This window comes from Litorilituus lipolyticus (assembly GCF_006439335.1).
Taxonomy (GTDB): Bacteria; Pseudomonadota; Gammaproteobacteria; order Enterobacterales; family Alteromonadaceae; genus Colwellia; species Colwellia lipolytica.
The window spans coordinates 162,882-188,433 of record NZ_SAWY01000041.1 but is presented as its reverse complement, the minus strand read 5'-3'; the positions used below and the strand labels follow the sequence as shown (position 1 = coordinate 188,433).

At 37.3% G+C, this 25,552-nt stretch carries 19 protein-coding genes; 9 read left to right on the top strand and 10 right to left on the bottom strand.

What is annotated here, in order from left to right; translation table 11 throughout:
• Positions 1-112 precede the first annotated feature (112 nt).
• A complete protein-coding gene (putA, locus tag EPA86_RS17550) occupies positions 113-3,925 on the bottom strand; it encodes a bifunctional proline dehydrogenase/L-glutamate gamma-semialdehyde dehydrogenase PutA (protein WP_140605687.1) in 3,813 nt (1,270 codons plus the stop codon).
• Between the two features lie 377 nt (positions 3,926-4,302).
• On the opposite strand from putA, the gene EPA86_RS17545 reads away from it, so the two are divergent.
• Positions 4,303-5,244, top strand: a complete 942-nt coding sequence (locus EPA86_RS17545) for a phosphotransferase (RefSeq protein WP_140605686.1) — start codon at positions 4,303-4,305, stop codon at positions 5,242-5,244.
• A 42-nt stretch (positions 5,245-5,286) separates the two neighbouring features.
• Here the strand turns inward: EPA86_RS17545 and EPA86_RS17540 are convergent, their stop codons facing one another.
• From EPA86_RS17540 to EPA86_RS17520, 5 genes are all read right to left on the bottom strand, one after another.
• On the bottom strand, positions 5,287-7,878 hold the full coding sequence (locus EPA86_RS17540; protein WP_246058460.1) for a sensor domain-containing diguanylate cyclase: 2,592 nt from the start codon (positions 7,876-7,878) through the stop codon (positions 5,287-5,289).
• Between the two features lie 123 nt (positions 7,879-8,001).
• Positions 8,002-8,304: a hypothetical protein gene (locus EPA86_RS17535; protein WP_140605685.1), complete on the bottom strand. Its 303-nt coding sequence runs from the start codon at positions 8,302-8,304 to the stop codon at positions 8,002-8,004.
• 82 nt (positions 8,305-8,386) lie between these two features.
• The gene (locus tag EPA86_RS17530; protein ID WP_140605684.1) at positions 8,387-9,121 is read right to left on the bottom strand and encodes a 16S rRNA pseudouridine(516) synthase; all 735 of its coding nucleotides are present in this window, start codon (positions 9,119-9,121) and stop codon (positions 8,387-8,389) included.
• 11 nt (positions 9,122-9,132) lie between these two features.
• Positions 9,133-9,570 carry a hypothetical protein gene (locus EPA86_RS17525; protein WP_246058458.1) on the bottom strand — a complete coding sequence of 146 codons (438 nt, stop codon included), beginning with the start codon at positions 9,568-9,570 and terminating at the stop codon, positions 9,133-9,135.
• Positions 9,571-9,583: 13 nt separating this feature from the next.
• On the bottom strand, positions 9,584-10,687 hold the full coding sequence (locus EPA86_RS17520; protein WP_140605683.1) for a hypothetical protein: 1,104 nt from the start codon (positions 10,685-10,687) through the stop codon (positions 9,584-9,586).
• A gap of 161 nt (positions 10,688-10,848) precedes the next feature.
• Between EPA86_RS17520 and acuR the strand changes: the two genes are divergently transcribed.
• Both acuR and acuI read left to right on the top strand, forming a co-directional pair.
• Positions 10,849-11,481, top strand: coding sequence for an acrylate utilization transcriptional regulator AcuR (gene acuR, locus EPA86_RS17515; protein WP_140605682.1), 633 nt, complete (start codon positions 10,849-10,851; stop codon positions 11,479-11,481).
• 74 nt (positions 11,482-11,555) lie between these two features.
• Positions 11,556-12,539 carry an acrylyl-CoA reductase (NADPH) gene (acuI, locus tag EPA86_RS17510; protein WP_140605681.1) on the top strand — a complete coding sequence of 328 codons (984 nt, stop codon included), beginning with the start codon at positions 11,556-11,558 and terminating at the stop codon, positions 12,537-12,539.
• A 75-nt stretch (positions 12,540-12,614) separates the two neighbouring features.
• Here acuI and EPA86_RS17505 read toward each other — a convergent pair whose 3' ends face one another.
• Positions 12,615-14,900, bottom strand: coding sequence for a putative bifunctional diguanylate cyclase/phosphodiesterase (locus EPA86_RS17505; protein WP_140605680.1), 2,286 nt, complete (start codon positions 14,898-14,900; stop codon positions 12,615-12,617).
• A 195-nt stretch (positions 14,901-15,095) separates the two neighbouring features.
• Between EPA86_RS17505 and EPA86_RS17500 the strand changes: the two genes are divergently transcribed.
• Positions 15,096-15,284, top strand: coding sequence for a DUF1289 domain-containing protein (locus EPA86_RS17500; protein WP_246058456.1), 189 nt, complete (start codon positions 15,096-15,098; stop codon positions 15,282-15,284).
• On the opposite strand, the gene EPA86_RS17495 is transcribed toward EPA86_RS17500, so the two are convergent.
• Positions 15,281-16,231, bottom strand: a complete 951-nt coding sequence (locus EPA86_RS17495; protein ID WP_140605678.1) for an ABC transporter substrate-binding protein — start codon at positions 16,229-16,231, stop codon at positions 15,281-15,283. The genes EPA86_RS17500 and EPA86_RS17495 overlap by 4 nt on opposite strands.
• 476 nt (positions 16,232-16,707) lie before the next feature.
• Here EPA86_RS17495 and EPA86_RS17490 point away from each other — a divergent pair, with 476 nt between their 5' ends.
• From EPA86_RS17490 to EPA86_RS17470, 5 genes are all read left to right on the top strand, one after another.
• Positions 16,708-17,946: an efflux RND transporter periplasmic adaptor subunit gene (locus EPA86_RS17490; protein WP_140605677.1), complete on the top strand. Its 1,239-nt coding sequence runs from the start codon at positions 16,708-16,710 to the stop codon at positions 17,944-17,946.
• Positions 17,947-18,011: 65 nt separating this feature from the next.
• On the top strand, positions 18,012-18,722 hold the full coding sequence (locus tag EPA86_RS17485) for an ABC transporter ATP-binding protein (RefSeq protein ID WP_140605676.1): 711 nt from the start codon (positions 18,012-18,014) through the stop codon (positions 18,720-18,722).
• The gene (locus EPA86_RS17480) at positions 18,719-21,214 is read left to right on the top strand and encodes an FtsX-like permease family protein (RefSeq protein WP_140605675.1); all 2,496 of its coding nucleotides are present in this window, start codon (positions 18,719-18,721) and stop codon (positions 21,212-21,214) included. Before EPA86_RS17485 ends, EPA86_RS17480 begins: the two co-directional genes overlap by 4 nt.
• 146 nt (positions 21,215-21,360) lie before the next feature.
• Positions 21,361-22,716 carry a sigma-54-dependent transcriptional regulator gene (locus EPA86_RS17475; RefSeq protein ID WP_140605674.1) on the top strand — a complete coding sequence of 452 codons (1,356 nt, stop codon included), beginning with the start codon at positions 21,361-21,363 and terminating at the stop codon, positions 22,714-22,716.
• A complete protein-coding gene (locus tag EPA86_RS17470; RefSeq protein ID WP_140605673.1) occupies positions 22,706-23,977 on the top strand; it encodes a sensor histidine kinase in 1,272 nt (423 codons plus the stop codon). The genes EPA86_RS17475 and EPA86_RS17470 overlap by 11 nt, the downstream gene beginning before the upstream one ends.
• Before the next feature lie 53 nt (positions 23,978-24,030).
• Here the strand turns inward: EPA86_RS17470 and EPA86_RS17465 are convergent, their stop codons facing one another.
• Positions 24,031-24,903, bottom strand: a complete 873-nt coding sequence (locus tag EPA86_RS17465) for an alpha/beta hydrolase (RefSeq protein WP_246058454.1) — start codon at positions 24,901-24,903, stop codon at positions 24,031-24,033.
• A gap of 45 nt (positions 24,904-24,948) precedes the next feature.
• On the bottom strand, positions 24,949-25,440 hold the full coding sequence (locus EPA86_RS17460; protein ID WP_140605672.1) for a VF530 family protein: 492 nt from the start codon (positions 25,438-25,440) through the stop codon (positions 24,949-24,951).
• Between the last annotated feature and the right edge of the window lie 112 nt (positions 25,441-25,552).

Here is a 25,552-nt window from a genome sequence, read left to right as displayed (position 1 = left end):
CTATATAGTTTAGAAATTACATACTTTAATACTGACATAAATTTAGATCAAAAAAAAGCGAGCACTGATGTGCTCGCTTCTCTCATTTATATGCCTTATGAAATAGACAAAATTACTCGTCTTCTTCTACTAAGGTCATTAACGAAGTATTACCGCCTGACGCTGTAGTATCAATACTGATGGTTTTTTCTGTGACCAATCGTTGTATTAAATGATCAAAATGCTCTGAAGTAATAACAGGTAATATAGCGCCTTGACGTTGTGATAGTTTATCGCTCATGTAATGCTTACGATTACATTGGCTATCAACTACAACACCAGCAAGGATTGGGTGCGCTAACATAGTTTCTAAATGACATAATTTAGCCACTTGTAATACGCCTTCACCTGCTCCTGTTGCAATAAATTTATTTCTAAATTCTAACGCTTCTTCATAGAATAAATCTGAAACAACCGTTACCACAGTGTTACCTGTAGCTAATGCTGTCACCAATGAAAGTACCCAGAAGTGAAATGAAACATCTTTATCAGCGAAACATAGCACAATACCGCGGTTTTCTAGGTAAATAATATTCGACTCACCCGTTGGCCCAGGTAGTTGCGTTGGCTTTTTCATACGCTTTTCAATATCAATCAGCTGATTACGTGCCGATGCTAATGTACGGTTTAAGTCGTCGGCTAAATCTTCAACAATATCAACATGAGCAATTTTCGCTAATAACTGTCTTACACAAGAAATACGGGTATTAAGTTCAGTCAAGCGCCAATCTTTTTCAGCCCATTCTGCTTTGGTCATTAAACGTGTTGCTTCATGCTTCTCTTCAGCATTACCGCTTAATACTGCAATTTTATTATCAGTAATTTCTTCAACTGGTGTTGCTTTTTCTTTTACTAAACGTGTTAAGTAATTTGGACCACCAGCTTTTGGACCGGTACCAGATAAGCCTCGACCACCAAAGGGTTGAACACCAACAATGGCGCCAATCATATTACGGTTAATATAAATATTACCTGCACGAGATAGTTTTGCTAATTCAACAGCGCGGCTTTCAATACGTGTATGAATGCCCATAGTTAAACCAAAGCCCGTACTATTAATTTTATCAACCACTGACTCTATTTCGTCACCTTTAAAGCGAACTACATGGACACAAGGACCAAACACTTCATCTTTTAAAACGCTGATATCTTCAATTTCATATAAACGTGGTGCAAAGAAGTAATGATCGTTATCAGCCACTTCATCTGAAATTTCACATTGGTAAATTAACTTACCGTGTGTTTCCATATATTGAGCATGAGCCGTTAATGAGTCATGGGCTTTTTGATCAATTACCGGACCAATATCTGTGCTTAATTTTGCAGGGTTGCCAACATGCATCTCCATTAAGGCACCTTTAATCATATCAATGACTTGATCAGCAATATCTTCTTGTAAGAACAATACCCTTAATGCTGAACAACGTTGACCTGCACTTTGAAAGCCTGATGAAATAACATCATCAACAACTTGCTCTGGTAAAGCAGTAGAGTCAACCACCATACAGTTTTGGCCACCCGTTTCAGCAATTAAAGGTACTTGATCACCACCACGCTCAGCTAAGGTTTGAGAAATACGCGTACCTGTATCTGTTGAACCGGTAAACATAACCGCTTGGATTCTTGAGTCAGGAATAACCACATTACCCACTTGGCTACCACGTGCAATTAATGCTTGTACAACCCCATCAGGTAAACCAACTGATTCCATTAGTTCAATAGTGCGCAAGGCAATAAGGCTAGTTTGCTCTGCAGGCTTTGCTAATACCGTATTACCCGTAGCAATTGCCGCAGCTACTTGTCCTAAGAAAATCGCTAATGGGAAGTTCCAAGGGCTAATACATAGCACTACACCACGTGCTTCAAGACGGTCATCTTCATTAAGTTCAATAGCACGAGCAGCATAATAGCGACAAAAATCTACTGCTTCACGCACTTCATCGATACCATCTTGTGCCACTTTACCGGCTTCTTTAATACATAGTGCAATGAGTTCATCCATATGACGCTCTAAAATATCACCGATGCGGCACAATAAATCAGCGCGTTCTTGCACAGGCGTTTTCGACCAGGTTTCGAAAGTCGCTTGTGCTTTATCAATTTGAGCTTGCATTTGCTCAGTGGTTAAATGTGTTTGATAACCAATAATTTCACTATGGTTTGCTGGGTTTTTAACTGCTTTTGCGCCATCTGGCACATCATTCTTGTTAAGTAAGTTATCAACAAACCAATTATCTAACGCGGCTTTAAGTGGTGTAATCTCAGTGATATCGGTTAAATCTAGCCCTTTAGAGTTATCACGTTCAGCACCATATAAATCAATAGGTTTGATGATTTGCTTATTGTACTTATCTTTTAAGCGCTGAGTTTTTTCAACAGGATCTTCTAATAAAGACTCAACGGGTTGAGACTCATCAACAATAGCGTTTACAAAAGAAGAGTTTGCGCCATTTTCAAGTAAACGACGTACTAAGTATGCTAACAAGTCTTCATGATGACCCACAGGCGCGTAAATACGACACTGAATTCCTTCTTCACTAACGATTTGATCATAAAGCGAGTCACCCATACCGTGTAAACATTGAAACTCGAAACCTTCTTTATCATCACCTGCTAGTTCAACAATAGTAGCTGCTGTGTAGGCATTGTGCGTAGCAAATTGCGGATAAATGCTGTCACGATATTCAAGTAACTTGTTTGCACAAGCATGATAAGACACATCGGTTGATGACTTACGGGTAAATACAGGAAAGTGACTTAAACCATCTTTTTGCGCATTCTTAATTTCGGTATCCCAATAAGCACCTTTTACCAAACGAACCATCATTTTGCGATCAACACGAATAGTTAATTCACGTAACCAATCAACAACATGAATCGCTCGTTTTTGATAGGCTTGCAGAGCAATACCAAAACCTTGCCAATCACCTAAATCACTATCAGAGAAAACTGCTTCAATAATATCTAGAGAAATATCTAAACGCTCAGATTCTTCAGCATCTACAGTCAAGCCGATATTATAGCTTTTCGCTTGTAAACAAAGGGCTTTAAGCTTAGGTACTAACTCTTCCATCACGCGTGCTTGATGAGTAAATTCATATCGAGGATGAATCGCTGATAGTTTAACGGAAATACCAGGAGTTTTACGCGGGTCGTTTTTCCCCATACCTTTACCCGCAGCCACTTTACCTATTTCATCAATCGCATCTTGGTAGGCTTTTAAGTAACGCTCCGCATCTTTCATGGTACGAGCGCCTTCACCTAGCATATCGTATGAATACACGTAACCTAACTGCTCTTTTTCTGCAGCACGTTCAGTTGCAGCTGTAATGTTTTCACCCATAACAAACTGCTTGCCCATCACTTTCATGGCATAGTTCATTGACTTACGAATAACAGGTTCACCTAAACGACCCACTGTTTTCTTCAATAAACCAAATCGATCTTGATTACGTTTATCAGCATAACCCACCATAGAGCCTGTAATTAACAAGCCCCATGACGAAGCATTTACAAATAACGAATCACTTGAACCTAAGTGGGAGCTCCACTGCCCTTGAGAAATCTTATCTCTGATTAACTCATCTTGTGTGTTCTTATCCGGTACACGCAGTAAAGCTTCTGCTAAACACATCAATACTACACCTTCTTCAGATGAAAGTGAGTACTCATTAAGTAAAGCATCAATGGCACCATTGCCTTCTTGATCTTTACGAATTTTCAATACCATCTTACGCGCACGTTCCCACGCTCTACTACGCGCACTTACATTCACTTCAGCTGAAGGTAAGATATGATCTACGGCAACATTTTCATCTATACGATAAAACTCACGAATTTTTTGTCTAATTGGGCAGTCAGTTGTTAATGAACCAGTAAAAAGCATGTAAATGTCCTCAAAACAGTTTTGTTAAGGCAATAACGACCTGTTCTAGTTATAGTCGTTTCTTAATGATATACAATTTGTGGGCGAATTTTATGAAAAAAACAACAGAATGTGCTGGTTAAATTCTGCATTTAACCAAATTAAATTATGAAAAAGACAACTTTAACCATAGAAAATACTGTATAATTAAAGTTAATACTCTAACTATAACTCCATTGGTGTTATCAGCTCTTATTGGATACGCATACTGCGAATGGTGCGCTATCGTTTTGTACCATAGGCGTAGGTTACGCTTTAAGCAAATGAAGTACATTGTTTCAATATATTAACCTCGTTATAATTCTTTGCCTTATAACAACAATAATACAACGTAAACGATGATGGATATTTTAGACTGGGAATCTGCTGAATGGCTGGAGTCTGTTCAAAAGTGGACTAATCAAAGTTTAACTGAACATGGTTTAGAGCCTATAGGTAACCTTGAACGAGTTTCTGGTTGGGCACTAGGTCTAATCTTAAAACAAAAAACGGATGCAGGCTTTTACTACTTTAAATCCACAGCATTTCTGCCACTTTTCTCTAATGAATCACAAGTTTGTGCTTCATTATCAAAATTATTACCCAAGTTTGTTCCTGAAGTCTTAAACGTTTCCCAAGACAACCAATGGATGATTACTAATGACTTTGGCGGTAGTTTACCTGAAGACACTGATAAAACTATTTGGGCTAATGCCTTCGAGGTTTTTGCACTTTTTCAAATTAAATCAATTAACCACTTAAATGAGCTAAAACTAAATGGCTGCTTGAATCGACCAATAGCAAATATTCCAGCGCAATTAAATGAGTTGTTGAATAACGCTACCATTACCCAATGTTTACCTAATGAGATTGAAGCGAATAGAGACAACATCATTTTGTCTGTGACTAAAGCTATTAAAGCATTAGAGAAATTCCAGATGCCTAATACGCTTGTTCATGGAGATCTTCATATAGAAAACATTGCAATTAGCAATGGAAAGTATCTTTTCTTTGACTGGAGTGATTCGTGTATTTCTCACCCTTTTATAGATGGGACGTATATTTTTAGAATGCCTGAAGGTGAAGAAAAACAGAACATTGTTAAAGCATATTTAACTCAATGGATTCATCTAGCTGACTTTGAAACACTTTTAAAGGCTTGGCATCAAGCCGAATTAGTCTGTTATGCACATCAAGCCATTACCTATGGCTCTATGAAGAAAGCCTTAAGTGAAGCGCAAATGCAAACTTTAGAACAAGCATTTTTCAATGCATTTAATAGATTAATATCAACTGTATAAATAGGCGATTTGCTGCCTAAGTGAGCAGATCTACATATCGATTTAGTTTGTTAACATACTACCAATATAAGAGGTGCAATCTAGTGCTGACATGGGTTTAGCAAAATAATACCCTTGCCCATATAAACAATCCATTTGCTGTAACAACTGTGCATCTGCTAGATTTTCAATCCCTTCACCAACCGTTGCCATTTGTAAATTGGTTGCAAGATCAATGATGGTTTTTATGATAGCTCGATGGTTTTCATGTTCGTGAACATTACTAATAAATGATCGGTCAATCTTGAGTACATCAATTGGGAAGCGGTGTAAGTAACTTAAACTCGAATAACCCGTTCCAAAATCATCGAGCAAAATCTTTACGCCCATTCTTTTAAGCGCTTGCATATTAGCTAACACAACATCAGCATTTTCTAACAATGCTCTTTCTGTAAGTTCAATCCGTAAATTTTGCGGGGCGAGTCCTGTTGAGTGCAATATTTTTTCTATATCGCGCGGCAAGCTAGAACTGAAAAAATGCTTACAAAACAAATTACAACTGACATATAAGCTGTCATCATCAAACATGTTTTGCCAATGCTTAATTTTTTTGCACGAAGCTTCAATAATTTGCAGATCAATTTCAAGAATTAAGTCAGTCTCTTCAGCTAACGGAATAAAGTCATTCGGATAAACAAATCCTCGTTTACGTGATTGCCAACGAGCAAGGGCTTCAAATCCTTTTAACTTATTATCTGCTAATTGCAGAATAGGTTGAAAATAAGGTTCAAATTCATTCCAATCTATCGCTTCACGAATGTCTGATTCTAAGCTTAATGCATTTTGTACTTTCTTATGCATACTCGCATCAAACACTTCATAACGTCCTTTGCCACTATCTTTAGCATGATACATAGCGGTATCAGCATCTCTTAACATGATATTGGCATTTTCATAACGTTCATCACTAAATAAAATACCGATACTGGTACCGGTATAAACCAATTGATTATCAATAGTGAAAGGTTGTTGTAAAAATTCAGTGATCCTATCTGATATTTCAAACGCTTCTTGATTCGATTCTAAATCTTCAATCAAAATAACAAATTCATCACCACCTAATCGAGCAACCGTATCCTTATCACGGACGAGGGCTTGTAGTTCAGCCGCAATAATTTTCAGTAATTTGTCACCCGCATGGTGACCCAAACTGTCATTAACCATTTTAAAGCGATCTAAATCGAGAAAGAGAATAGCAAAAGAAAACTCATCTTTTCGCTTCTTACAAGCAATGGCATGATTCAATAAATCAATAAATACAGTACGGTTAGGTAACCCCGTTAAACTATCATGAGCTGCTGTGTGTTTAAGTAGCTTTTCTGCTTGCTTACGCTGAGAAATCTCTTCTTCCAGTGCTAAAGTTCTCAGCTTAACTTGCTGCTCTAACAGCTCATGGCTTCTACGTTCAAAATCAGCTAATTCTCTTCGTTTTATTGCCGCAGAAACATGATGGGAAACAAAGTTTAATAATTCACCATCTTGCTTACTATAGGTCGTGCTTTGGGTATAACTTTGAATCACCATTACCCCAAGTATCTGCCCACCATAAATTAACGGCACACCTAACCAAGAATGTGTTTCCTTATCAGGTTCAATAGTTTGACCTTGCCGATAAAGCTCTTGCATCTCCTGCTGAGAGAGCAAGATTGTCTCTTTTCGCTTTAATACTAATTCTGAAAAATGATTCGATAACTTCCTAGATTTAAATTCGCCATTTCGCGCATCTCTTTTCTCATCAACATAGTAATAAAAATTTAAAAGCTGATTATCTGCATCATACTTTGCGATATAAAAATTCGTCGCATTAATGAGCTGGCCCACGATATTGTGAACTTTGGCATAAAATTCATTGATTTCTAGTTCAGCATCGTTACTGAGCTCCGATATTCTATACAAGGATTCTTGGAGCAACTCAGACTTCTCACGCTCACGAATTTGTGCCATGAGCTCTTTAGTTCTAGCATCAACAGCATTTTTTAAACGTTGCTGATCTTGCAATCTAAGCATGGCGCTGACGACATGTTGTGCGGCAAAGGTAAGCATATTAAGATCTGGCTCTGTATAGCGAATACTTTCGCTATAACTTTGCACAACAATGACTCCAATAACTTCATCACCATGCATAAGTGGTACACCTAACCAATCTGTACCTTGAGAGCCAAACTCAACTATTTTTTTATTTTCAATAAGTTGCTTTCTCAGTGACGGTGTTACCAATAACGCTTGCTTTGACTCTACAACTAAGTATGTAAAAGATCCTTCAAACTCAGTAATTTCGAACACCCCTTCAGGTCGTTCATCTTTTTCATCAATATAATAAACGAATTCTAAGGTGTTAAAGGTTTGCTCATAAAGTGCAATGTAGAAGTTTTTCGCCGTCATTAAAGAGGCTATAGTGCGGTGTACTTGAGGATAAAAATTTGCGAGTTGGTCACATTCTTGTGAGAGTTGGTTTAACCTAAAAAGTGCTGTATATCGCGCTTGCAGTTCTCTATTTTGTTGGCGTAATAATAAAACCTCTTCGGTTAAATCACCTGGTTGTTCAGTGCTATTATTGAGTTCTTCATTATGTTTATCTTTATTTGAATTATTCATAAAGAAATAAGTTCATCCCAATAAAAATTTATTTAAGCATTGGTATTCATTAGTAAAATACCCACTAGCAACCTTTAAGGCACTAATGGATATTACAACAAAAAATACAACTAACCAATATGGCTATTGTTTCGCCTCAGCTTGAGCTGATTCACGAATTTTTTCAACTTTATGCTTATTACCACATTTAGCTAATTGCTGATCATCACGGTAATAACGAATATCAATACAATCTTTTTGATATCTGCGTTCTAATTCTGTACGCAAAATAGGCTGACCTTTTGCATTAATTATTTGCTTATGCAAAGACTGGCACTGTTGCAGCTGTTCTGCTGCCATTGTTATATCTTCACAAGCATTGTCTGAACTTGAACATCCCGCTAATAAAGTAACTAAAGTCGCCGTCACTAAAACTCTTTTTTTCATGTTTCTCACACTCACCATCAATGGATTTTTCTTTTTAATTGATTATACGCAAAGCAAGTGAATATGAGAACCAACAATACAATTAAGTACAGCAATTGATAGCAGATAAATCAAATATTGTCTTTACTTCACTAGCTGTTAATTCTCGACTTTGCCCTACCGTTAATTGTTCGTCTAACGCTAAGGACCCTATTGAGTGTCGATGTAGGGCAACAACAGGGTTTCTAAATCGACCAAACATTCGCTTAATTTGATGATAACGTCCTTCCACTAAACAAACTTCAGCTTGATAAGTTGATAACTTAGTAAATTTTGCTGGTTTAGTGGTGATATCCTCGTAAGGAAAGTACATTCCTTGCTCAAAGGCCTGTGCATAGTCTTCATAAATTGCATTTGCCAAAGTCACAATGTATCGCTTTTCAACTTTACTCTCTGGCTGAGTTAATCGTTCAGACCAACGACTGTCATCGGTTAATAACACTAAACCCGAAGTATTTAAATCAAGCCGACCTACGATATGAAGCTGTGCTTTATAACTATACTTAAGTAAGTCCATTACGGTTTTATGTTTAGTATCTGTTGTGGCGCAAACAACACCTATAGGCTTGTGCAGCATAACGTAATGCGGAATATTATTTTGTAAAACAACACCATCAACTTCAACTTTAGTGAAGTAATCGATTAAGCAATCACTTGCTGTTTCTATAGTGTCATTAATAACAACACGTTGCTGGGCAAGTAGTAAGCGTACACTGTGTTTATTAAACTGAGGAAATTTACATAAAAAACGATCTAAACGTGCGCGACTAATAGCCATTAAGTCACAACCTAAATTGTTGGTAACTGATAATGATCAGCGATTAAATTAAGCACTTTAGACAATTTAATGCGAAGAAAATCCGCAAGTAAACTAGGCTTTTCCTGCAACAGAGATAATTCAGACTGTGTTAAGGCAATATAGCAGACGCTATGTCTAGTTTTTGCATAATTCAGTACATCATCAGAAAAAAAGTCAACTTGAACATCATCTTGTTGGTTAGTACTAGTAATAGTTTCTTTGCGTTCATCAAAACTTTCTGGGGATTCTACATACAGTTCTATAGTCAGGATATCTTCTTCATCACCATACCAATTAGCTGTTAAGGTATGGAAATTTAATTGCGCTTCTAATTTATTTATCACGGAGTTGAGCTTGCTAAATTGTGCCAATAAATCTGCAGAAATATGAATCGTTAACGGCAACTGCTCTGTCATAATCTCATTCATTGCTGTATCTACCTTAAAACCTATAGCCCAACTGCATCATGAATTGCTGTCTGTCACTAAAGGCAAAATTCGTTTCAGCAATAACAGCCCACTCTTCTGTGATATTCCACTGTGCACCAATTAAATAATTATATGGCGAACTGACATGCTGGTCGATAACTACAGCAATATCTGTGGTGGGTACTGGCAAATTAAGCGTTTGTTCAATATCTTGCTTCATGGCTCCCACCCATATTTGACCTTGAAAAAGACCAATCTTACCATTCCAACCAAGACGAGCTGAATATACCGTTTGCTTAGATTTATCTATGGCAATATTGATATCAGCTTCTGTGTAGTTCATATCAAACATACCAAAAAAATCACCGTAGCCACCCGCTATCGTTGTGCCATAACCTAAAACAGTACCTTCAAAATGCAAGGTAGTATCAATACCTCGTGATGACAATAAGCATGAGCCAGGCGCGGGTCCTGTGTAAGGCAATTCAACACTTTCACACCTTTTTGCATTTAAACCATTACCAATCCCAGCAGCAATTAACAAAGGTGTAGGTATTGGCAACTCAAAATCCAGTTCGAGTTCAGCTTTACCCTTAGTACGTCCAACTAAACCATACACATTCCAAAAAGGAAGGATCCAAGCATCAAGCCTTAAATTTAGCGTACTATCTGACACCTCTAAATTCTTTGCTTCAACGACTTCCCCAATAAAATCATTGAGGTTAGAGTCTTCTTGACCATCAAAAGCTAAACCTATTTTTGATACTTCAAATGGTTGTTTTTGTGTTAACCCCACTAAAGAGATACCAAAAGGTAGGGGTAATAAGTAACCCTGTTCTCTCGCTTCTTTTCCCAAAATAGGCAAAAAGTCAGACCATCTATTTCTGGGAGGAAGCGCGCTCGGGTTTACTGGCTCGTAGCCAACACTCGATACAGGGTTTTGCCTTTTTTCTATTTGCTTTAAATATGAATTTTCTTGTTTTTGCTCACAGACTTTATTGCATTGCTCTTTCACTAATTCCTTCTCTGAAGGCACTGAATTATCAGCTGCAAAACCTGTAATCGGATAACTAGTGAAAGTTAAAACCATCAGCAAAATCATTTTACAATCAATCATAAACACCCAAAAAAAGCTTAATTAAATTAATCATATAACAACCCAGTAAAATTAGACACGAAAAGCTTCCCCTGCAACAGTTCTTTTACCTTTCAATGATCTTTTCATACGAATATTATTAACACTTGTTACTTAATAGACGATCGGTCTATAATCATAAAATGATCACAAAACAAACAACAACTCGTCGTGGCAGACCCCCTAAAATAGCCAGAGACAGTCAAGATACAAAAGCTGAGTTATTACGTAGCGGCCTAGAGCTATTAACAAAGCAAGGCTTTACTTCTTCGGGAATTGATTCAATTCTTAAAAAAGTAGGAGTACCAAAAGGCTCTTTTTATCACTACTTTGACAGCAAAGAAGCCTTTGGCCGTGAAGTAATCAACAACTATGCGAGTTACTTTGAGAAAAAACTTAACACCCATTTACTCAATACAGCATATAAACCATTAGAGCGCTTAGCTAATTTCGTTAATGACGCTAAATTAGGCATGGCACAATATCAATTTGAGCGAGGCTGCTTAATTGGCAATTTAGAACAAGAAGTCACACTTTTACCGGTCAGTTTTCGCACTCAACTTGCCGCCGTACTCAGTGACTGGCAAAGCCAAGTTGCAACGTGCTTAGAAGAAGCACTAAATAATGGTGATATTTGTAAAACTGCAAACTGCACCGTGCTAAGTGAGCTATTTTGGATCGGCTGGGAAGGTGCGGTAAGCAGAGCCAGATTAGTGCAAGATACCAAGCCACTAGACATTTTTTTCAACCATTTTATTAATAGTTTATCGAAGTAATTTTTAACATTATCAATGTAATAGAGCATTGTTTTTACCATTAAAAGACGATCAGTCTAAATTAAGGGGTTATTATGATTTCAGCAGTAGTTATTGAAAAAGACGAACAAGGTTATCGAAGTAGCTTACAAAACATAGATGAAAAATTATTACCTGAAGGTGATGTCTCTGTTGAAGTGCTATATAGCACTTTAAACTACAAAGACGCTTTAGCCATTACAGGTAAAGGCCCAGTCGTGAGAAAGTTTCCAATGATCCCGGGCATCGATCTTGTCGGCAAGGTCATTCACAGTGATAGTGACAAATTCTCAAAAGACGATTTGGTTTTACTAAACGGTTTTGGTGTAGGTGAAACTCATATGGGCGGTCTCGCTGAGAAAGCGACATTATCAAGTGATTGGCTTATTCCTTTGCCTAAAAAGCTTTCACCAAAACAAGCGATGGCAATAGGTACTGCGGGCTATACCGCTATGCTTTGTGTTATGGCGCTAGAAAAAAATGGCGTAACACCTGAAAAAGGCGAAGTTCTAGTCACCGGTGCCAACGGCGGAGTGGGTAGTTTTGCTGTTGCCATATTAGCAAAGCTTGGCTATCAAGTCGTTGCATCCACAGGTCGACTTGATCAAAGTGAATACTTAACGGCTTTAGGTGCAAAAGAAATTATCGATAGAAAGACCTTATCGGAGCCAGGAAGACCATTAGCGAAAGAGCGCTGGGCAGGTGCAATTGATTCTATTGGCAGCCATACACTAGCCAATATTTGTGCCAGCATTAAATACGGTGGCACTGTTGCAGCGTGTGGTTTAGCACAAGGTATGGACTTACCGTCAACGGTAATGCCATTTATTTTACGTGGAGTTACACTTGCTGGCATTGATAGTGTCATGCGACCACTTGAAGATAGAACCGAAGCTTGGCAGCGTATTGAAGATTTACTTAGTGACTCTGTTTTGAATGAAATAAGTCAAACAATTTCCCTGAAAGAAGTCATTGAGGTAGCAAACCAATTGATGGACGGACAGGTAAGAGGCAGAGTCATTGTTGATATAAACAAATAAAACCCAAAAGCGCTTTAAGTATAGCTAGAGCGCTTCATTTTCTATAAATTAAAAAAATTCTTAGTTTCAAGCAGACTAAGAAGCAAACCCTTGTGATGTTTGAGTATTAATATCACCGCCCTTTTCAATCAATAATTCAATTAAAGCTTCTGGTTCAACGGGTCTACTAAACCAATAACCTTGAATCTCATCGCATTGCAATTCTTTTAAGAAGTCGACATGGACTAGTTCTTCAACGCCTTCAGCAATAAGTGATAAGCCAAGACTTTTCCCTAACGATACAATAGTGCTAATAATTGCTTTATCTTCATCATTATTGTGGCATTCTCGAATAAATGATTGATCAATTTTCAACTTATCGATCGGAAAACGCTTTAAATATGATAAAGAGGAATACCCGGTGCCAAAATCATCAATAGACAAATGTAATCCCATGGTTTTTAGCTGTTGAAGCACAGATAAAGTATTTTCTTCATTATGCATAAATACTCCTTCTGTTATTTCTAGTTCCAAATTTCTTGGTGCAAGGGCTACATCTTTGAGTACTTGCCTAACCATAGCGCAAAATTGTGGATGACTAAATTGCCTAGGTGAGACATTTACCGCCACAATAATGTCGTTATACCCTAATCGTACCAACTGCTTAGCAAACTGACAGGCCTGAGTTAAGATCCATTCTCCTATTGAGACAATCAATCCTGATTGTTCGGCTAGAGGAATAAAGTCAACGGGTGAAACGATATGTCCATCATGTTTCCAGCGTACTAGCGTTTCAATGCCAGTCACTTTATTCTCTTGAATATCCAACTGAGGTTGATAAACCAAAAACAATTCATTATTCGTTAACGCATGCCTTAAGTTATCGGTAAGCTCATTACTGCGTTGAATGCCCTCACTAAACTCAGAGTCATATACGGCAAAATTTTCATGCTCATTATTTAATGCAACAGCCAGTGCCATATGAGCACCTTTGATCAAATTATTTCTATCATCACTATGTTGCGGATAGCTGCTATAACCAAAATCAAGCTCAACAAAATACTCACCACTTTTTGTCGCTATTGAAGATTCAGCAACAGCGGTAATCACCATAGTTAACTTTTGTAACGCTAATTGCCCTTTGCTTTTGGTACATAATAAGGCAAATTGCCCATCAGCCACTTGATAGAAATGCACACCACTGGGTAATGAACTGGCAATAATATTGGCTAACTCATTGACGAGTTCAGTTATTGCTTCACCTCCCAAGGTGCTGACCTTATTATCAAAGTCTCTTATCGCAATAACACCGATGGAGAATGGCTGCTTACTTGCGATAGTATCATCAACATCGTTATTTAATTTATATTGATTAGGCAAGTTGGTTTCTTGGTGGTAAAAAGCTAAGTGATTCACTTGCTCTTGCGCTATTTTTGCTTCAGTTACATCTTTTATATGAATATCATAAGCATCGATTTCTTCATGCCAATAAATACTTATTTGTAAAATACGCTCACTCAATTCTTGATCAAGCACTAAGCTATGCTCTGGCGCTCGACTTAACTTTTCACGCAAAGATAAAAAGTTACTCGGTAACAAGGCTTCAACGTTATCAGATGAATAACCAACACAACTCAGTAATTTATCACAAGCAGGGTTAGCAAATAGCACTTCACCTAAGTTATTAACACTGATGATAGGGTTCGGGTTTTGTTGAGAAAATAATGCTAAACGGGTGTTTTTCGCTTGCGTTAACATATATTGGCGAATGTACCAAGACACTAATCCCGCAATTAATACAATAGAAATGCCATAAGCAATAACCAATTGATGTGAAAATGCCATTTGAGCTAGGGTCGCTTTATGACCTTCATCAACGGTCTGCCGTGTTTGTTGTTCGATCGATTTTAAGGTTGGCAATAACTGTGTTCGAATAACTGACACTTGCATTAATATATCGCGCATTTCATCCCAATTATCTGTATCAAGCTGCATTGCTTGATAAAAGTCCATAAATAATTGCTCAATTTGCATTTGTCCTGCGGCAATTTCTTGCGATTGCTTTTGAAATCTTGGTTGCGAAAGCACAGCTGTAAAGTGCATATTAAAGGTTTGACGAATATTCTGTGAAGACTCAAGAAACATATCGCCATTTTGCGAGCGATAGTATTCATAAATAATTCGTTCTTGCTCACTTAGATCAGCTACTAACTCATTGATACTTATTAGTATAGGTATACGTTGCTCGACTACATCAATAGCATTGGTTTTTACTTTGGCTGTTGATTGATAAACAACCCAAGATAAAGCTAATCCCATGAATATTACAGAGATAGCTAATAAAGAGGCGCGTTTCAAAAACGGCGTTGTGATTGATTTCATAAATAGTGCTGAGCTCCTTTTTATTAGAGGACAGTGTTTCTTCAAATAAAATTACAGCTAAATGTATTTTTCTCCATTCACTGTCAGTAAAGGTAAATCATACTCATTTTGCAAACTTCACAAGATATTTTCTTTTAAAATAATCAAGTACAACCGTTATACTAATAACATACATCTCTTATTTTGAGAAAAACATTGAATAATGTTCAATCACCGTGCGTAAGAAACTGTTGTTTAAATGAGCAAGATATTTGCCTAGGTTGCTTTAGAAGCTTAGAAGAAATTAAGCAGTGGGGGTTGGCGACTAACCAAGAGAAACAAACCATAGTCTCTCAGGCCAACTCGCGAAAGATGGAACATGAAATGAAATCAAAACCTTACTAACCTCTAAGACAAGTTTTACTTAGCCATTGTACTATCTGACTTTGATATTTTTTCATCCATAAACTAGCTGCTTGATGTTCAGTATTATTCTGCGTTATAACAAATGAAGCTGCATCAGCAATCATTTCATTACTTAGGTTAACAGTTTTTACAAATTGAAAAACACAAGGGTTATATGCCTTTAATCCAGGCCATGCTGCTTTTTTAAGCCAGCCATCTTTTGGATTAGCACAATCTCTAGTTAGATGTTTATTGATGCCCCATTCAGGTTTGGTTTCACATTCAGGTGCATAAGCAGGAAACTGAATAAATCGACCAGATAAATGCTTATCAGTCCAATTTGGACTCCAATTCAAGATAATAATAGGTTTTTTCTGTTTAATAGCTTTTGATAATTTTTTCCACAGCACCATTTCACCGCTAGATCGGTTAATAGTAAAATCTAATTTCAGCGCTCTAATAACATCAGCATCGTTATAATCCCATGGGCCAGCGTAATATACCCCTTTGCCCTTTGAATCTTTTTCAACAAAAAGAGACTTACACGTAATAAGAGCTCGCCAATGAGGTAATTCAGGACAAAGCTCTTCCACATACTTTGGATACCACCAATCCTCAGTAACTTTAGCGTCATGCAAACCCATATCAACAATCGCTTGTTTAGCCGTAAGTTGACTAAATGCTTGCGCCATTGAAGGCTGCCACACTTCTAGCTGAAAGTGAATTTTACCCCGCTGTAATGCCCCCCACTGTTCATCAACACTTATATTGATATATTCAACCTGCACACCATGATTTGATAAAACGTCTCCCAAAGCTTGAGAAACCACACGTTGGCTAGTCCACTGGTTTAAGGGGATGTAAGCTTTCTTGCTCGAAGCAGTTGTCACATTAAATAATGAAATAAAAATGAATAATACAGGTATAAAAATCAACGCTCTAATCATATAAGAAGTTTCACATAAGCAGCAATATCACTACCGTTTACATTAGCAGTAGTTGTATAAATCCTTTTACCATTATTGATGAAAAGCCAGCCAATAAGTATGCGGCAAATACAAACCAAGGTGAATTAGACATTAGTCTGGTGACTTTATAATACGAAATACTATGATTATCGTTAATTTAACTGTGTTTTATTTCCCTCTAGTTAAAAAGGTAATAATTTACATAAGCTATAGTGATCATTTAGTTATTATCCCTTTGAGTTTACAACAGCATATATGTCTATTAGCATCTCCCGTCGCACTCGACAACGTAATTTACTTAATAAGCATTAAAACCGAACAACGACAAAATAAAACCGAACAACAAAACTGTAAAAACATAACAGAAATAACACAAGTTATTGTTTATTAACGACAAATATTTTTGGCACAGTTATTTCATTACTGATAAAAAATAAATAGTGAAATCAGTAACAATGAAAATAGAATTAGCCCCAAAACGTGACACAAAAAAAATTATAGCATTCTGTAGCTTTATCGTTTTACTCGGATATGCTGGCTTTGCTTTAAGCTCTAAAGCAACTAAAGATGTCTCAGCATCTCAATTACGCTTTCAAACAGTTAAGCAAAGTCATTTAGATATCTATACGACGGCGTATGGTGAATTATCATCAGCTAAGGAAAGGTTATTAACAGCTCCTGCTCAAGGTAAAGTGTCTGAAATATTAGTTCGTCCCGGTACAAAAATACTGCCTGAAACAGTTATTTTAACACTCGCCAACCCAAGGTTAGAGCAGGAAGTAAATGCCGCAAAGGGTCAGCTTGCTCAGCAACTAGCTCAAAGGGAAGCCTTTAAATTTGAACAGCAAAGTGAGCGTTTAAACTACCAAGGTAGAATTGCAGACATTGAAGCAGATATAGAAAGAGCTGAATTAGAACTTTCAGTCAATGAAGATTTACTTAATTTAGGCGTATCGTCAAAAATAGAGTTACAACGCGCAAAACTATCAGTAAAGCAAGAAAGTAAAAAGCTTGAGTTTGAGAAGAAAAAATTTGATCAATTCGTTGAAATGCAAAGTTATCAATTAACTCAACGTGATATCACCATCGAACAGCAACAGGCACAAGTAGCACTCCTTGAACAGCAACTTGATGATATGAAGGTCAAGGCAGGCATTAGCGGTTCATTACAAAACTTATCCGTTGAATTAGGACAAAGCGTACAATTAGGTCAATCCCTAGCTAAAGTAGGTAGTGACGAAGCCTTAATTGCTCGCTTACGTCTACCTCAAAACCAAGCAGATCAAATAGATATTAATGCTCCCGTTATCATTGATACACAAAAAGGTTATATCAAAGCGCATATTAACCGAATTGAAAGTGTCGTTAGTAACGGTACTGTCTTAGCTGAAGCTATACTTGATGATGCCTTAACTTCAAACGCTCGCCCAGCATTATCAATATCTGCTCAAGTTTTTGTTAAACATCAACAAAACACATTACATATTGAACAAACTCCTGGTTTAAGACCTCGTAGCAAGCAAGCTATTTTTGTTCGAAACGCCAACAACCAACTACAGCAAAAACAAGTGACGTTTGGTGAGCTATCAAAAGGACAATTAACCATTACAGACGGATTAATTAGCGGTGATGAGTTAGTTACATCAGATATTAATAAATTACTATCTTATCAAAAACTTAATATCGTAGATTGAAGTTTTCAATCGCTATTTACATAACAACAAATCAGAATAATAAGCACAACAGAAAGGAATATAAAATGAAAAATGTAGTCACCATGAACAATATTCATAAACGTTACGACAGCCAACAAATTGAAACCCATGCCCTTCAAGGTGTTTCTTTAGAAATAAATCAAGGAGAGTTTGTGGCAATTACTGGTCCTTCAGGTTGTGGTAAATCGACTTTATTATCTATTATGGGGCTGATGGACTCTGCCACTGAAGGCGAATATCAGCTAGCAAACATTGATACCACCGGACTGAAAGTTGACCACCGTACTCAAATTCGAAATGAACATATCGGCTATGTTTTTCAATCATTTAATTTAATTGATAACTTAACAGTCTTTGAAAACGTTGCATTACCACTTGAGCACAGGGGCACCAATAAAGCAGAAATTAAACAGCGTGTTGAAGAAGTGCTTGAACAAGTTGATATGCTACCACGCCAGCATTATCGCCCGAACCAGCTCTCAGGTGGCCAGCAACAGCGTATTGCCATTGCGCGTGCATTAGTAGGAAAACCTGATCTAATTTTAGTTGATGAACCTACAGGTAACTTAGATAGTAAAAATGGTGATCAAGTGATGTCTTTACTTGAGCAATTGAATAAACAAGGTTCTACCATTGTAATGGTGACCCATGATAGTCGTTATTCGCAATGTGCGAATCGTCAAATTCAATTACTTGATGGTCAAATTGTCTCTGAAATTAATGCTGAAAATAAAGCATTACAGGGGGTTGCATGAGTTTAATGAAAAAATCACTCTATCAAGGAATTGTCAGAATATTTTCTATTCCAAGGCTAAGTATTCCATTAATTTTAACGCTAGGGTTAACATTAGGTGCAGTGCTTACTGTCATTGCAATTGCTTCAACGTTTCTGCATCAGCCATTGCAAGGTGTTAAAGAAGAAGCACATTTACAAACCTATGAGTATCGCTTTCAAATGTCAGATACCTTAAGTGTATCGTATTGGAATATGAACCGCTTAATTGCCTTTAGCGAGCAATTTAAAGATTTAGGAGAATGGGCAGCTATTGCGCCGGCAGAACAAGATATTGAAATCAACAATATCACCTATACTACAACCCGGTATGATGCCTCAAGTAACATAACCTCAGTACTAGGAAGCCAATTATTATTGGGTGACGATGTTACAATTGAAGCCCCTGAAAAATATATTTGGATCTCTAATTCGCTATGGCAACAAGCTTATGGCGGTCAAAAATCTGTTCTTGGCAAACAAATCAGCATAGCAAATCAAAACTATATAATTGCTGGTGTAATTGAAGATGTCATGGCAGTAAAAAGTGGCCCTGCGATACTGCCTCAGCAAGTTTGGTTTATTGCTAATCTAGCGCAAGTGAAACAACAGCAAGATAGCGTTGGCGCAATAAGAAATGAAATTGACTTTTTAATTCTTAAATCACCAAACGGTCAAGCTATCCTCCCAACCAAAGAACAAACTGATGCTTGGTTAACAGATTATGTCAGTCAGAATGTATCTGGTGATCAAGTACAAATGTTCCTAGATTTTTTATCGAATACTAAAAAAGTAGTTAAAGCGAGTGACTATCGCAGCAACTTACTAGGAGAAAGCGAAGGATTGATTGTGGCCTTATTTGCTGCCGTAACGGGTTTATTGTTAATGGCAACCCTAAACTTACTAAACCTCTTTATTGCCCACTACCAAAGTAGAACCAAAGAGTTTGCTATTCAAATTAGTTTAGGTGCTAGTTTAAACAAAGTCCGCACATTAGTGTTACTTGAAAACTTACCGAGTTTTATACTGGCAGCTATAACAGGGTTATTAGTGACGGGTTGGGCATTAAGAAGCTTGCCATTAATCGCAGGAGATAGTTTACCAATGATCGATGCCATCACGATTAATGGTCTAACTATTTTAGCTTCGGTACTTATTATTTTCTTATTAAGTGTTTTATTTAGTGCTTTAGCTATAGTCGACATAGACAAGCATGCATTAGCCAACAACTTAAATAGCAGTGGTAAAGGTATCCAAGCGCAAAGTAATCAATGGTTAAGCCGAGTATTAATGATTTTCCAATTATCAATCGCTTCTATCTTATTAACGGCTTCTGTTATGGTCGCAATGCAAAGCTATCAGGCCGTTTATCAAGAACTCGGGTATGATATTGGCAATAGCTATAATATATCTCTATCAGTCAGTGATGATGAATACATCACTCAATTGAATGACTTTGAAGATTATGGCAAAAGTGAAACTAAACAGCTTTTGAATAACTTAAGTGCTCTTATTGAAAAACAAGTCGCAAATAGTGAAGTGGTGGTTGCCGATTACGGTCCATTGTCTGGCTCGTTGCAAGTAAGCGCTTTTAGGAATAACGAGAATGGTGGTCAACGTGTTGTTCATCAAGTCAGAAGTTTAAGTGCAAACTTTTTCACTACCTTTAATATCGAAATGCTAGCAGGGGCTAACTTAACCCAAGCACAAATTGATAATAACGAAAATCGCGTTGTCATAGATGCCAGCATGGCTAAAACTTTATTTCCAGCACTCAGTTATCAAGAAGTCATTGGAAAAACATTTCAAACAAGTCAAGATCCCGAAGCACCTGCAACAATTATAAACGGCATAGTAGCAGATACCATTAGCCAAACAGGGATCGCTGAGCCTCTTGGTTTACCTGCTGTTTATTCACATCGCATTCGAGTCGGTGGCAATATACAGTTAACGGTAATGATGCCTGAGGGCAAAAATATCACGCCAGAGATGATCGATAGTGAATTAAAGCGTCAACATCCAAGGTTAACCAATTTACAAGTACAGAGCCTACACGACATTTGGTTAACACAAACATTAAATCAACGAGTAAGTTTATGGGTGGTATTAACCATGACAGCATTAACATTATTTTTAGCTGCCATAGGTGTTGCAGGTTTAACGCAAATGACTACAAACCATCGAAAATATGAATTAGCGGTTCGCATGGCAACAGGTGCTAAGCAGTCGAGATTAGTCAAATTCATTCTTAAAGATGCCCTAATCATGTTAGCTTTAGGACTTGGCTTAGGGTTTATTTTTTCTGTTTTTGCCTACCAACACATGGAACAAACACTTGAGATGTTGCCTAACTTCAATTGGTTGGCGATGACATTACTCGATGTTGCCTTGATTATTATTGTGCTTATTTCGGTAATATTACCTGCATGGCGTGTAATACGTAGCGATCCTATGCAAGCCCTAAGGGAAGAATAAACGTCAACATAATCTCTAGAAATCAGTAAGCTATGTTTTTTGATTTCTAACTGAACGCTATGACCATAGCTATTAATAGGCTATGATAAAATCTTAAGGGAAGCGCCCAAAGCGTTTCCCTTTTTTACTTAAGAATGGAAAACTGTATGCTCAACGCCACCATATTAATAGCCGACGATGATGAAGATATTCGTTTAGCGCTAAATTTATTATTAAGCGCACATGGTTATAAAATTATTGAAGCAAGTAACGCAAAAGAGATCACAATAAAGGCACAAAGCCAACAACCTGACTTAGTTTTGCTCGATATGAATTTTTCACTCGATACCACAAGCGGACAAGAAGGTTTAGCGATTCTAGCGCAATTAAAGCCTTTAGCTATACCGGTAATTTTAATGACGGCTTGGGGCTCTATTGAATTAGCTGTTGAAGGTTTACAAAACGGTGCAAATGACTTTATTGAAAAACCTTGGAATAAAATTAAGCTGCTAAATAGTATTGAACAACAACTAAAATTATCTAAAGTAACTCAACAAAACCAAGGGTTTAAACAATTACTTTCTAATGAAACCAATAAGCATTGGGTCAGTCAATCTCAGAGCATGCAACAAATAGAACAGCTAGTTGAGCAAATTGCGCCAACAGACGCTAACGTACTCATTTTAGGCGAGAACGGCACCGGAAAATCACAACTTGCAGAGCGAATTCATCAATTATCATTACGTCAACATGAACCGTTAATTACGGTAAATATGGCGGCGATTCCAGAGAACCTATTTGAAAGTGAATTGTTTGGTCACCAAAAAGGGGCCTTTACCGATGCCAAACAACATAGAACAGGTCGTTTCACCTTAGCTGATAAAGGTACATTATTTTTCGATGAAATTGGCTCATTACCAATATCATTACAACCTAAATTATTACGAGTATTAGAAACAGGTCAATTCGAAGTACTAGGTTCCAGCCAAACTCAAACGACGAATGTTCGATTAATTAGCGCAACTAATGCTGATCTCGATAAGCTCATTGATGAAGATAAATTTCGTCAAGATTTACTTTATCGTTTAAATACCTTGGTTATCACCTTACCCGCTTTAAAAGATCGTATTGAAGATATTCAACCTCTGTCAGAGCACTTTATTGCTTTGTTTTGCCAAAAATACAAGAAAGCACCACTTGCCTTTACAGACAATGCATTAAAAAAACTCAAGCAACATAGTTGGCCAGGGAATGTACGTGAATTAAGTCATGTTATCGAACGAGCTGTATTACTTGCAATGACAGATAGCATTGATGACAAGCAGTTGATGATAGAACAAACCACCAACAAAGCAGCTGGAGATATTACCTTACAACCTCTAGAAGCGGCTGAGCAACAACTTATAGAGAAAGCCTTGAAGGTAAGCAGCGGACAAGTAAGTGAAGCGGCTAAATTACTAGACATTTCTCGCAACGCTTTATACCGTCGATTAGAAAAATTTGGCATTCAATATGAAGCATAAATTTAGCCACGAACATTGGCTTTTATTTACCCTATCCTGTTTAGTCTTAATAATTCTCGCTTTAAGTACCGCATTGGTGTGGCACTTAGGCTGGAGTTTACTTGCTATTGCGACGCTAGTTTTCGTTATTTCTTATCCGTTAATTTGGTTAGCATGGCAAGGAGTTCACTTATGGCGAGACACCATTATGCAACTCACTACATATACACAGGTATTAAAAGAAGGTGACGTTACCTTAAAGTTTAAAGCACAGCACCAAGATAATTTACTGGCAGAATTGCAACGAGAAATTGCTAGCTTAGCCATGACAAGCCAGCATAAAAATCAACAGAGCCAAAGCTTGGAAAGCTTACTCAGTCATATACTCGATTCTTGGCCAATCCCGGTTTGTTTATTCGATGAAGAGAATAAGCTCACCTACCGCAACACAGCAATGAAAGAAAAAATTCAACAACCTATGTTAATGGGTTCCTTAGCAAGTGAATTGGGGTTTCTTTTAGAACACGATCGACTATCTCATCCTCAATTTGATCATCAGTGGCAATGTCAGAGCATTAGTTATTTATACCAAAATAAAAAATGCCATATCTTCTCAGCATTAGATATTTCTAAACCTTTACATCAGCAACAAAGCGCAACTCAACAGAACTTAATACGCGTACTTGCCCATGAACTACGTAACTCTTTAACACCGATGGCATCAATGGCCGATACATTATTATCGACAGATACGTTTAATGAAGAACAAGTAAAGCTAGTACTTCAAAGGATACAGCAACGAAGTAATCGCTTACTCAGTTTTATTGAAGAATACACTCAATTAAGTCAATTACCGGCTCCAAAGAGTACTTGGTTCAATTTTAATGAAGTAGTTGATGAAGCAAAATCAATGACTTTAGGCCAATGTAAAGTGAGTTTACAAGGTAATGAACAGTGTTTTGCCGATAGTAAACAAATGTCTCAAATTTTAATTAATTTATTTAAAAATGCACATGAAGCATGTGATAAAGAGCATTGTGAAATTAACATCAAAACTTACTTCCAGCATGAAAAACAAGTTATCGAAATAGTTGATAATGGTCCTGGTTTTGCTAATTTAGATAACGCCCTAACCCCGTTTTATACAACAAAACACCATGGTTCAGGCATAGGCTTGTCATTATGTGCAGAAATTGCACGTAACCATGGCGGTGAACTTACTATCATTAACAATGCATCGTCAGGTGCTAAAATCACCATGATATGGCCAATAGGACCTTAACAAACTCAGTGCATAAATGATTAGCACGTTAATAGCACTTTGATTTTCCTAAGCTATTCATTTTCGGCTAATGCCCAATATAACCCTTGAGTTACCGTAGTTGGAAAAGCGGTTTGATGGTTAGCATGCGGAATGATAAATAGCTTAGATTTAATCTCATGATTTCCTTCAGCTTTCTGCCATTTAGTGAGTAATTTATAAAAATCTTGGGCATCTTCCACCATAGTATATTGGCTTTCTAACGCTTTTGTTTCACGTTCACCAATGGCAATAAAAACATTAGCCTCACCCCCTCGACTTTTAGCAAGCAATGGCTCAGCTAAATCAAAAATGCTTTTGTTATGAAACCAATAAGAGGGGCTTCCAATAATATAATGACGAAATAGCTCAGGCTTAGTTAATAAAATATAACTTCCGAGTAAGCCGCCTAATGAATTTCCTACAAAAACCCTATTGTTGGAGTCTGCACGGTAATTATTTTCAATATAATTAAAAACATCACTTTCAATAAATCGAATAAACTTCTCAGCACCGCCGGTATCCTTTCGCCATAAAGGGCTTTTTACAGGCGTATAATCATAAACGCGACTTGTATCGCCTCTAGAATCTTTTTCATAAGAAATCCCTACAATAATCGCCTCAGCCATTTTGCCACTATTCATAGGGTAACGAGTTGCACCTGATACAAGCTGAAAACTATACAATGCGTCGGTTAAATAAATAACTGGATAATGCTGCTGAGGTGAGCGCTCATAAGACTTTGGCAGCTTAATAAATAACGAATAGCTACGCTTTACATGGCTATCTTGTATTTCAACAACTTGGCTTCGAGGTATTTCAAATGGCGTTCTGCTTTCCAAGCCTATGGCCTGAAAATTTGCGCCAAAGCTGCAAAGCAACATGATTAGAATAGCTAAGATACGCATGATGAAATCCTTTAGTTTATGAGCAAGATGCTAAGCTGCAACTAATTACTCGCCCCAAGGATTATGCTTTGCTTTATTCGTTGTTTTATTACTTGAGGTATTATTTGATTTTTTACCCCAAGGATCTGCGGGTTTATCTCCCCATGGATTAGCTTTTCCAGATGCTCTTTCTCGCGTTTTTTTAGCTCTTTTAAGTCTTAACTTTTCAGCATCTTCAAGACTCAATTCTGCAGGCTCGCCAGGCTTTTGGTGCATAGGAACAATGCGATCACGAGGTGGCTTTTCAAATTGTTCATTGTCAGCTTTAGGTAAGCTTTTAAATTGATAAAGATAGAACGCTTCAACCTTATCTTTTGCCCAATCGGTTTTCTTTAAAAACTTTAAACTCGACTTAATACTTGGATTGGTCTTAAAGCAATTTAAATTTAGGTAAGCGAATAATATTTCCCAACCGTAATGATCAACTAACTGAGTTAACACCTCTTCTAACTTAACACCGTGAAGTGGGTTATTTTGATACTCTTCTTCGCTATACATCACAATTCCTTACCGTTATTACTTTGAGAAGTGTCAATTATAAAATTAGCTAAGCAATATAGATAGCCCTAACCGAGGCCATTGCCATTATTTCGCCACTATTGCTCAGCAA